The following is an 11,842-nucleotide window of genomic DNA, read 5'->3' on the forward strand; positions in this document are numbered from 1 at the left end:
GCCTAATATTCCCATGTCTCCGGATCAATACCGCACTCGCGCATTAACGCTTTGGCAGCTTCCGGAATCTCATCGCTGCGCTCTTTCATCAAATCCTGATCGGTCGGCAACGGTTGTCCGGTAAACGCATGCAGAAAGGCTTCGCACAGCAATTCGCTGTTGGTGGCGTGGCGCAAATTGCGGATTTGGCGGCGGGTGCGTTCGTTGGTGAGAATTTCCAACACTTTAATCGGAATCGACACCGTGATTTTTTTCACCTGTTCGCTTTTTTTGCCGTGTTCCGCATAAGGGCTGATATATTTGCCGTTCCACTCCGCCATATTGAATCCTTTTAAAAATCCTTATAAAAACTTTGGCTATTTTAACAAAAATCACGAAAATAACAATCTGGACGTAAAGACTGCTAAAAATAAAATACGCTTATTTTGATAGCGGCAGAAAACTGATAAACTACGCTAAAATCAGAACAACCGATTGCGAGAGAATTATGGTAGTCAGCTCGACGAGAGAAATGCATAAATTCGGTGGCAGCAGCTTGGCGGATGCCGAACATATCCGTAACGTTGCCAACATCATTAAACAGCATACCCAGCCGCAAGATTTAATCGTGGTGTCGGCGATGGGCAAACTGACCGATAATCTGATTCAATGGATAACACTGTCGGCGGATGATCCGGTCAGTGCCAATCAGCAACTGCAAAAAATCAAATTCCATTATCTGACCCAAACCAACCGGCTGCTCAACCACCCCGAAAGCGTTTCACAACAGTTTTTAGAAGATATTTTATCCCTCTCTTCCCTGCTGGATAAACCGCTCAGTGACGCCATCTATGCCGAAGTGGTCGGACACGGCGAAATTTGGACCGCAAGACTGGTCAGCGCTTATTTAAACCAACTGGGGCTGGAAAACCATTATTTGGATTCACGCCTGTTTTTATATGCCGAAAGAGCGCGGTTGCCGCAAGTGGATTTTGAACGCAGCCGACTACGGTTGCAACCGCACTTGGCACAAGCCGGGGGCAAACGGTTGGTTATCACCGGCTTTATCTGTCAAAACCGGGCAAAAGAAACCGTGCTGTTGGGACGCAATGGTTCGGATTACTCGGCAACCCAAATTGCGGCGTTGGCCGATGTGAATAAAGTCACGATCTGGAGTGATGTTGCCGGGGTTTACAGCGCCGATCCGCACCAAATCAATAATGCCAATCTGCTGAGTTTCCTGCGGGTGGACGAAGCCACCGAACTGGCGCGCTTGGCAGCCCCGGTTTTGCACGCCCGTACCCTGCAACCGGTCAAAAGCCACCAGATGACGTTATTGTTACGCAGCAGTTTACAACCGGAACACGGCTCAACCCGAATCGAACACGCCCTATCCGCCAGCGAGCACGGCAAAATCGTCACCCATCACAACCAAATCGGTTTGATTGAATTGGTCGTGCCGCCAAACCAAGAGTTCGAACAATGGCAACAACAATGCCAACAATGGATAGCAACACAACAGCTTACACCGTTAGCACAACACCTCGATCGGCAACAGCGAACCGTCAAATTAGCTTATCCAATCGAGTATATTGATAATGTTTATATTCAATTCAAACAGTTGCCGCTGATGGTCGATTCGTCATCCATCCGTTATGATTTGGCACTGTTGGCGATTGTCGGCTACGGGGTCTGCCGCAATTCCTTGCAAATGATGCGTTTTCTGCAAATGTTGAAAACCCAGCCGTTGGAATTTATCTGGCAATCGCCGGATCAAATCAGCGTCGTTGCCATCTTGCGCCAAACGGTCGGGCGCGACTTATTGCGTAATGTGCACGATGATCTGTTCCGCCCGCACAAAACCGTCGGTTTGGTGGTGCTGGGCAACGGCACCATCGCAAAAACCTGGATCGATCTCTATCGCCAACAGCGGGAAGCCTTGTCGGCGCGCAGTAAATTTAATTTCACCTTAATCGGGCTGGTATCCAGCACCAAAGGTTGGCTCAGTTACCAAGGTTTACTCCCTTCATTACAAAACCGCACGTTAGATGAGGCATTTGAACAACAGGCGCAAGAGCTGGAACCAAAACAGTTGCTGAATTGGATGAGCGCCCATCCGTTTGATGAATTGGTTGTGCTCGATATCACTGCCAGTGATGAAGTCGCCAAGCATTATCTCAATTTTGCCAAACACGGTTTTCATGTCATCAGCGCCAATAAGCGCGGCGCGGCATTTCCGTTGGCGCAATTCCATGAACTGCAAAATGCGTTTCAACAATCGGGCAGCCATTGGCTGTACAACGCTACCATCGGGCGCGGTCTGCCGATTAACACCATTTTGCGCGATTTAGTCGAGAGCGGCGACACCATTCTGTCGATTGAAGGCACGTTTTCCGACACCATGACCTGGCTGTTTTATCAATACGATCAACATCTCCACACCTTTGCCGAGCTGATCGAACAGGCATGGCAACAGGGCTTGAGCGAGCGCAACCCGCGCGAAGATCTGAGCGGCACCGACGCAATGCGCAAGCTGTTGATTGCGGCGCGCAGTGCCGGTTATGACATTGATCCGCAAAAGATTAAAGTGGAATCCTTGTTAGACGGCAACGCCGAACAACTTTCGCTCAATGAATTTTTTGAATCACTCGCCCCATTAAACCAAACTCTCGAAGAGCGGTATCTGAACGCACAGGAAGACGGTTTGAGCCTGCGCTACGTCGCCCGTTTCCACGCCAACGGGCAATCCACCATCGGTTTGGAAGAACTTGATCCTGACGATCCGCTCAGCCAAACCCTGCCGGGGGAAAATCTGTTCATTATCCGCAGCCAATGGTATCGCGATAAACCGCTGATCATTCACGGGCCAAGCTCCGGCCCCGCCATGACCGCCGGCGCAATTCAAAGCGATTTGAACCGACTGGTGAAATTATTGTAGGCGCATGATGGACCGCTGTTCTGCCTTTTCCCTTTCATCGGATAAAAGCCATCATCTGCGCCGCGTGCAAATCCGCCAGCACATGATCGGGCAGGTCAAGTGCGGTCAGAAAGTGCTGTTACAACAGGGCGTTCTACGTCAAATCGGACAGAATGAACTGTTTGTATTATTGAAAGACAGTCGTTGGGAAATGATTAACCGCACTTTGCAAACCGATTACCGCTCGAATATCATTCACCTTTCCCCGCAAACGATTGCGCTGTTTTATCAACTCTACCCGCAATTTAAAACGCTTGGGCCTCAAATACGGCAGCGCATTTATACCCCGGCACTCAGCGATTGCTTTCAACGCACTTGGGACGGTTTGCGCGATCCGCAACTCAGCCCAACATTAAAACGGCACCGCACCTTGGAACTGTTATTGCAACTTGCCGAACATCAGTTTGTGTTTCCGCCGGCGGAAAAACTCAGTTGGACGGATAAAATGCAGGCGTTGGTCGAACAGGATCTCAGCCGCCACTGGACACTCAGCGAGATTGCCGACAGATTTCATATGAGCGAAAGCACGCTGAAACGCCGTTTACAGCAAGAAAATACGGCTTTCCGCCAATGGCTACAGGCACTACGGCTCGACACCGCACTTTCCTTGATTCTCGGCACGGAAGACAGCCTCGCCGAGATTGCCTCTCGCTGCGGGTACCAATCGCAAAGCCGTTTCAGCGCCGCATTTAAACAACACTTCGCCATTTTGCCTTCGCAAATCAAAACGCACGGATTGGCTGAATAGGGCTAAAATCTGAACTGCCGCGCATAAGCCGATTGCCTTTTTTGGCGGATAATCACCGCACTTTAACCATATCAGAAGGTATTTTATGCAATCACTGAAAATCACATTAACCGCCGCTTCACTGCTGGCATTCAGCGCAGCAAACGCATTTGCTGGCGACCGTCAGCCGTTTCAACTGAGTAGTCCGCAACTGCAAGCGGAACAGAATATTCCCCCAACCTTTGAATTCAATGGCTTCGGTTGCCAAGGCGATAACCAATCGCCGCAACTGAATTGGAAAAACGCACCGCAAGGCACAAAAAGTTTTGCGCTGTCGGTGTATGATCCTGATGCGCCGACCGGCTCGGGTTTTTGGCATTGGTACGTCGTCAATATTCCGGCACAAGTCAATGAGCTTACCGCCAATGCCGGTGCGATTGACAGCAGCACTTTACCGGCAGGCGCATTCCAACTGAAAACCGATTACGGCTACCACGGCTGGGGCGGCGTTTGCCCGCCTGAAGGTGACAAAGCGCACCGTTATATTTTCACCGTCCACGCACTGAATGTGGCGAAACTCGATGTAAACCAAGACACCACCACCGCACTTGGCGGCTTTTTGGTGAACGCCCACACCATTGATAAAGCCTCATTTACTGCGTATTACCGGCGTTAACCAACGTTACGCTTTGAAGGTTAACCACACTTGATTCTAAGCTCTCGCCCACAAAAAAGCCTGGCAATTGCCAGGCTCAGGGTTATTTCAACGGGAAACCGCACTTTACAGCTTCACCGGTTGCAAGTGCCAGATTTGATCCGCATATTCTTTGATGGTGCGGTCTGATGAGAAGTAGCTCATATTGACGATATTTTGAATCGCTTTGGCAACCCAAAGGTTTTGGTCTTTATAAACCTCATCGATCTGTTGTTGCGTATCCACATAGCTACGGAAATCGGCAAAGGCTTGGTAGTAGTCGCTGAACGGCGAGAACGATTGATAACGGCTCGGTTCGTTCGGGCTGAATGCGCCGCTGGTGACCTGTTGCATTGCTTCTCTCAGTTGCGGATCGTTTTCGTAATAAGTCGACGGATGGTAGCCTTGATGGCGTAACGCTTCCACTTGCTCTACCGTGTTGCCGAAGATAAAGATGTTGTCTGCGCCCACATTTTGCAAAATTTCCACGTTTGCGCCGTCGAGCGTCCCAATGGTTAAAGCGCCGTTGAGGGCGAATTTCATATTACTGGTGCCGGAGGCTTCCGTACCCGCCAATGAAATTTGTTCGGACACATCGGCGGCCGGAATAATCAACTGCGCAAGGCTGACGCTGTAGTTCGGGATAAACACCAGTTTCAACTTATCATGCACGCGCATATCGTTGTTGATCACGTTGGCAACATCGTTGATTAAACGGATAATCTGTTTTGCCGCATAGTACGCCGAAGCCGCTTTACCGGCGATGATGAACACCCGCGGCGTCCAGTCTTTTTCCGGATTACGCAGAATCTCGTTGTAACGTGCGATGATGTGCAACAGGTTTAAGTGCTGGCGTTTATATTCGTGAATCCGTTTGATTTGCACGTCGAACAGCGCGTCGGGATTAACCACGATATTCAGATTGTGTGCGATGTAGTTTGCCAATTTGACTTTGTTGGCTTTTTTCACCGACCGCACTTCGTCCATAAATTTCGGGAAATCCGAATACTGTTTCAGCTGTTCCAGTTCGCTGAGATCTTTACGCCAACCTTTGCCGATATATTTGTCGAATACCGATGACAAGCCCGGGTTAGCCACGCCAATCCAGCGGCGAGGCGTAATACCGTTGGTCATATTGCAGAAACGTTCAGGATAGATTTTGGCGAAATCGGCAAAAATGGATTTGACCATTAAGTCGGAATGCAGTTTCGCCACCCCGTTGATTTTATGCGAAGCCACCACGGCAAGCCACGCCATGCGGACTTTGCGCCCGTCGTTTTCGTCAATCAAAGAGACGCGGCGGATTAAATCCGGATCTTTTTCGGTGTACGCTTTGATACTATTCAGGAAATACTCGTTAATCTCCAGAATAATCTGCAAATGACGCGGCAGAATCGCGCCCATCATATCCACCGGCCAGGTTTCCAGCGCTTCACTCATCAAGGTGTGGTTGGTATAAGAGAACACTTTGCAGGTAATATCCCACGCTTTTTGCCAACTGAATCCTTCTTTATCGATCAAAATGCGCATTAATTCGGGAATTGCCAATACCGGGTGGGTATCGTTAAGGTGAATCGCCACTTTGTCGGCTAAGGTTTCCAGTGTTTTATGCTGCCATTGATGGCGTCTGATAATATCTTGCAAGGAGGCGGAAACCAAAAAATATTCCTGACGTAAACGCAGTTCGCGTCCGCAATAGGTGGAATCATCCGGATACAATACGCGTGATACGTTTTCCGAGCGGTTTTGCCGCTCCATTGCCGCAAAATAATCGCCTTGATTAAATTTGGTTAAATCGAACACATCGCCGGCATTAGCCGCCCATAAACGCAAACTGTTCGCCATATCGGTTTCATAACCGGGGATAATTTGATCGTAACCTAGCGCAATAATTTGCGAGGTATCCACCCAACGCCATTTGCCGTTTTCCTGATAGATACGCCCGCCGAATTCGACTTTATAACGTTTGGTCGGGCGGATAAACTCCCACGGCACGCCTTTTTCCAACCAGGCGTCGGGGCGTTCGATTTGTTGTCCGTCCACGATTTTTTGGCGGAACATCCCGTATTCATAACGGATACCGTAGCCCATTCCCGGATAATTTAAGGTTGCGATAGAATCTAAAAAGCAGGCTGCCAGGCGCCCTAAACCGCCGTTGCCTAAGCCCGGATCCACTTCTTTTTCGATAATCTCTTCCAAATCCAAGCCCAGCTGTTCTAAGGCTTCGCGCACGATATCATAAACGCCTTCCGACATCATGGCATTGGACAAGGTACGCCCCATCAAAAATTCCATTGACAGATAATATACCCGCCGGGCATCTTGCGATTGGGTGGCTCGCTGGGTTTTCAGCCAATTCTCTGCCACCAAATTGCGCACCGCATACAAGGTTGCGTTTAACCAGTCGCGCTGACTGGCGACGCCCGGGTCGCGCCCAATTGCGTAAATAAGTTTTTGCACAATTGTTTCTTTAAAACTTTCCACACTCGGCAGTGTGCCGTTTGGTGTAACAATATGATTCATAAGGTTTCCTGCTTTTACCCGATAACTATTTATACATTAAAAAGACGGTGATAGATGGCAGAATATTGTTCCGCTGCCAATCGCCAACTAAAATCAGCTTCCATACTGTTAATCCGCACTTTGTACCACTGCGGTTTGGCTTTCCATAGCACTTTTGCCCGTTCAAATGCGTCCACTAAACCGTCCACTGACGCTTCGCCAAATACAAATCCGGTTGCCGACCGCACTTTGATTGTTTCTTTATCGCTGTCCACCACGGTATCCGCCAGCCCCCCGGTCGCTCGCACTAATGGCAGCGTGCCGTATTTTAACCCATATAGCTGCGTTAAGCCACAAGGTTCAAAGCGGCTCGGCACGAGAATGACATCGCCGCCGGCAATCACCAAATGGGATAATTTTTCGTTATAACCGATTTCGATGCTAACCTGTTGCGGGTATTGCAATTCCAGTTGTGAAAACGCCTGTTCATATTGACTGTCGCCGGAACCCAACAAAATAAACTGCACGCCTTCGGTTAGCACTTGCGGTAGCGCCTGTAATAACAAATCCACGCCTTTTTGCGCCGTCAGGCGGGTCACCATCACAAAGAGTAAGGCATTTTTGTCTTCCGGCAACCGAAATACCTTTTGCAACTCGGTTTTGCAACGGGTTTTGCCGGCCATGCTTTTCAGTTTGTAGTTGGCGGGCAGGTGCGAATCCGATTCCGGATTCCAAATGGTATAATCCACGCCATTCAACACCCCGCTCAACTTGCCTTGCTGTTGCAAGGTGTTGAGCAAACCTTCCAATCCATAGGCATATTCCGCGGTTGTGATTTCTTGGGCATAGGTCGGGCTGACGGCGGTAACGTGATCGGCGTAATACAAACCGGCTTTCAAATAAGAAATTTGCCCGTTTAATTCGACCCCGTTAACATTAAACATCTCCGGCGGCAAGCCGATTTCAGCCAGATGCCGATAATGAAATTGCCCCTGATAGGCTAAATTATGAATGGTGAACACCGATTTTGCCGGTCTGCCTTTGGCATACAAATAGGCGCACGCCATCCCGGCGTGCCAGTCATGGGCGTGCACCACATCGGCTTTCCACCAGCTATCCAGCTTGTCGCCCAATTCCGCGCCGAACCAACCCAGCAAGGCAAAACGCAGATAATTGTCGCCGTAATCATTGTAGTGCGGATCATGATACGGATTGCCTTCGCGCTGATACAAGTGCGGTGCGTCGATCAAATAAATGCCCAAACCGTTGTAATCGGTGTAACGCAAGGTCACTTCACCGGCAAAAGTATCAAAGGTGCCGACGACACCGCTTTGCGGTAAACCGGCAACCACCGCCGGATATGCCGGCATCAAAACGCGTACGTCATCGCCGTTTTGCTGTTGCGCAAAGGGTAAGGCGCCGGTTACATCGGCTAAACCGCCGGTTTTCAATAACGGGTAAAGCTCGGAACAAACGTGTAAAATTTTCATGGGCTGCTATCCTGTATTTTATCTTCTGCTAACAATAGAAAATCATCTCTGCGCTGAGCGGAGATGATTTCAATTTATGTTTCCTTCGTCATAGAGAGAAGAAAAAACGGTTACTCTTCTTCTTTTTTCAATTTATTCAACATCTTCGATGTCACCAACACCACTTTACCGGTACTGCTGACACGGAAGCGCTTGGCGTCAAGCGCCATATCCACCCCGATTTCCATACCGTCCGGAATCACACTGTGGCGGTCAATAATCGCATTTTTAATCGTTACATTTTTGCCAATCGTCACCTCAGGTAAGATCACCGAATATTCCACGTTTGCGCCTTCACGCACGCTGACGTTGTCAAACAACACCGAATTGCTGATCACCGCGTCATTTACCAAACAGCCGCCGCCGACCAAAGAATTATCCAACGCACGCGATTTGCGTAAGTTTTTATAGAAGAATTTTGACGGGAACGTTTGTTTCGGCGTGGAGCGGATCGGCCAGCGTTGATCGAACAGATCCAGTTGCGGATGTTCGGTGACCAAGTCGATATTGGCTTCCCACAACGCATCGAGCGTACCGACATCACGCCAGTAGATTTCGCCTTGCGGATTGCGCCCCATGCAAGAGCGGCTGAACGGATGCGCATACAACACACCTTCTTTCAAAGCTTGCGGAATGATGTCTTTACCAAAGTCATGACTGGATTCCGGCTTCGCAAATTCGCGATCCAAAATGTCATACAAATAATCGGCATCAAACACATAAATTCCCATTGATGCCAACGAGGTGTCCGGTTTGCCCTGCATGGTCGGCGGATTTTTCGGTTTTTCAATGAAATCGGTAACTTGCAGATTTTCATTCACCCCCATTACGCCGAATTCATGGGCTTTCTCTTTTTCCACTTCGATACAACCGACAGTACACTTCGCCCCGCTGGAAACGTGATCCAACAGCATTTGCGCATAGTTCATTTTATAAATGTGATCCCCGGCAAGGATGAGAACGTATTTCGGTTTGTAGTGATCACGCATAATCGCGCCGTTTTGATACACCGCGTCGGCAGTGCCGCGATACCAAGTGCTGTCATCCAGCTGTTGCCGTGCCGGCAACATATCGACAAACTCATTGCGCTCACGCGGCAGGAAAGACCAACTGTGCTGTAAGTGACGCAACAGGGAATGCGCCATATATTGGGTGACCACCCCGATACGATTCAAATGGGAATTGATACAGTTAGACAGGGCGAAGTCGATAATTCGGCAAGAACCACCAAAATACACCGCCGGTTTAGCGCGTTTATCCGTCAGTTCGTGTAAGCGAGAACCTCGTCCGCCGGCCAAAATCAGCACAAGGGTATCATCGGTAATCCGAATCATGCTAGGTGAGTTCTTTAAAATATCGTCCATAATGTTCTCCTAAATATGAAAATAAACTGAAATCTACTCGATAGAGAAACTATCCTCTGCGAGAGAAAATATAAATTCCCGGCTGAGCCATTATGACCTCCCTGTCATTTCCACCCCGACGGCAAGCTGAGGTGAGTTTATGTTCCCATTCGCCCTCGCCTGCAGAACAGGGCGGCAGATGGAAAGATTGCATTACGCCACGATTCACCATCAGTAGCCAACGCTGTTCCAATTCGATTTGAAAACCGATACTGTGCGGATCTTGCCAATCGGCGACGCTCATTGGTTCGCCGTGGCAATTCCACCACCGCACTTGATCGTCATTCCACCAAGTGTCGTGTCGTGAAAGTGCGGTTATCTGCTTTCTGAATGCAATTAAGGCTTGGGTGTAAGCCAACAAATCCCGGTCTTGTTTGCTCCAATCAATCCACGTGATCTCGTTATCTTGGCAATAAGCATTGTTATTGCCCTGCTGCGAATGCCCGGTTTCGTCGCCTGCCATTAACATCGGCGTGCCGTTAGCCAAAAGTGCGCTCGCCAGTAGCGCTCGCACCGCCGCTTGGCGCTGTTGCAGCACCGCCGGCTGATCCGTTTCGCCTTCAACGCCAAAATTATGGCTGAAATTTTCCCCGTGTCCGTCGCGGTTTTCTTCGCCGTTTGCCCGGTTGTGTTTATGCTGATAGCTGACTAAATCGTTGAGGGTGAAACCGTCATGGGAACAAATATAATTAATCGAAGCGCTTGGCAGTTTGTGATCATGTTGAAAAATATCCGAAGAGGCGCAAAACCGCTGGGCAAACCCGCCCGTGTTGCCCTCATTGCGCAGCCAAAAACGGCGCATATCATCACGGAAACGGTCATTCCATTCGGCAAAATAATCCGGGAAGTTGCCCAGTTGGTAACCGCCCCACCCGATATCCCACGGTTCGGCGATATATTTTTTATCTTTTAAAACCGGATCATTGGCAATGCGTTGGAAAATTTGCGCCTGCCGGTTGAATTCCGGCTCACGTCCGATAATGGTTGCCAAATCAAAACGGAAACCGTCCACATGACATTCCTGCACCCAATAACGCAAGCAGTCATGCACCCATTGCAAAGTGTTGGCATTCGTCAGGTTCAAGACGTTGCCGCAGCCGCTCCAATTATGGTAATCGCCGTTTTCGGTCAGCCAATAATAGTTGGCATTATCCAAGCCGCGCTGGCTAAGGGTCGGTTGCGCCAAATCCGAATCGGCGGTGTGGTTAAATACCACGTCCAGAATGACCTCAAACCCCGCTTGGTGCAAACTCTTGACCATCTGCTTGAATTCACTCGCCGGGGTTGTGCCGTTGCGTCCCGACCAATAACCGTCGTCAACGGCAAAAGGCGCCAACACGTTATAGCCCCAATAATTGGATAAACCGCGTTGCTGCAAATGCCGCTCATCGGCGTGAAACGCCACCGGCATTAATTCAAGCGTGGTCACGCCTAATTTTTTCAGATAATCCAAAGATGCCGGATGTGCCAAACCGGCATAACTGCCGCGTAATGCCGATGGAACCGCAGGGTTAAGTTGGCTGAAGCCTTTCACGTGCAGTTCGTAAATAATCGTTTCCGCCCAGGTGTAATTCGGTGAGCGGTCTTCTTGCCAATCAAACGCGGAATCAAGCACAATCGCCTTCGGCGCCACCTCGGCATTATCCAAATCATTTGTCAAATCAAATAATTGAGCTTGTTCTTCCGTGGCAAAGTGCGGTTTGCGATCCACCGCCTTCGCATAAGGATCCAATAAGAGTTTTTGCGGATTAAAATATCGTCCCAAGTGCGGTTGACTCTCGCCATAGACACGGAAGCCATACTTGATCCCGACATCAATGCCCGCCAACCATAAACTCCAAATATGGTCGGCGTCTTGCTGCATTTTGAAACGGTGTTCTTTACCTTTATACGAAAACAGGCACAATTCAACCAAATCGGCATGTTCGGAAAACAGCGCAAAATTCACGCCGTTTACGCCGTCGATCATCTGTAACGACGCCCCCATTGGCTGCGCCATGCCTTTTTTCACTCTGCCAATCATGCCGTCAA

8 protein-coding genes are annotated in these 11,842 nt (G+C 49.4%); 3 read left to right on the forward strand and 5 right to left on the reverse strand.

Translation table 11 applies throughout. The annotated features are described in order from the left end of the window. Nucleotides 1-2: 2 nt before the first annotated feature. Nucleotides 3-320: a met regulon transcriptional regulator MetJ gene (gene metJ, locus ACWA50_RS02545; protein ID WP_431053761.1), complete on the reverse strand. Its 318-nt coding sequence runs from the start codon at nt 318-320 to the stop codon at nt 3-5. Nucleotides 321-511: 191 nt separating this feature from the next. Here metJ and metL point away from each other — a divergent pair, with 191 nt between their 5' ends. From metL to ACWA50_RS02560, 3 genes are all read left to right on the forward strand, one after another. Further along, the gene (gene metL, locus ACWA50_RS02550; RefSeq protein WP_449343112.1) at nt 512-2,917 is read left to right on the forward strand and encodes a bifunctional aspartate kinase/homoserine dehydrogenase II; all 2,406 of its coding nucleotides are present in this window, start codon (nt 512-514) and stop codon (nt 2,915-2,917) included. 4 nt (nt 2,918-2,921) lie between these two features. Continuing rightward, entirely contained in the window at nt 2,922-3,704 is a 783-nt protein-coding gene (locus tag ACWA50_RS02555; protein WP_431053763.1) for a helix-turn-helix transcriptional regulator, read from the forward strand. Nucleotides 3,705-3,789: 85 nt separating this feature from the next. Further along, on the forward strand, nt 3,790-4,359 hold the full coding sequence (locus tag ACWA50_RS02560; RefSeq protein WP_431053764.1) for a YbhB/YbcL family Raf kinase inhibitor-like protein: 570 nt from the start codon (nt 3,790-3,792) through the stop codon (nt 4,357-4,359). A gap of 105 nt (nt 4,360-4,464) precedes the next feature. Here the strand turns inward: ACWA50_RS02560 and glgP are convergent, their stop codons facing one another. From glgP to glgX, 4 genes are all read right to left on the reverse strand, one after another. Then, complete coding sequence (gene glgP, locus ACWA50_RS02565; protein WP_431053765.1) at nt 4,465-6,900, reverse strand: glycogen/starch/alpha-glucan family phosphorylase; 2,436 nt, start codon at nt 6,898-6,900, stop codon at nt 4,465-4,467. Between the two features lie 29 nt (nt 6,901-6,929). Continuing rightward, entirely contained in the window at nt 6,930-8,369 is a 1,440-nt protein-coding gene (gene glgA, locus ACWA50_RS02570; RefSeq protein WP_431053766.1) for a glycogen synthase GlgA, read from the reverse strand. 110 nt (nt 8,370-8,479) lie between these two features. Further along, a complete protein-coding gene (gene glgC / locus ACWA50_RS02575) occupies nt 8,480-9,772 on the reverse strand; it encodes a glucose-1-phosphate adenylyltransferase (RefSeq protein WP_431053767.1) in 1,293 nt (430 codons plus the stop codon). A gap of 49 nt (nt 9,773-9,821) precedes the next feature. Continuing rightward, nucleotides 9,822-11,834 carry a glycogen debranching protein GlgX gene (glgX, locus tag ACWA50_RS02580; RefSeq protein ID WP_431053768.1) on the reverse strand — a complete coding sequence of 671 codons (2,013 nt, stop codon included), beginning with the start codon at nt 11,832-11,834 and terminating at the stop codon, nt 9,822-9,824. Nucleotides 11,835-11,842: the final 8 nt, after the last annotated feature.

This window comes from Testudinibacter sp. P17/SS/0325 (genome assembly GCF_053570765.1).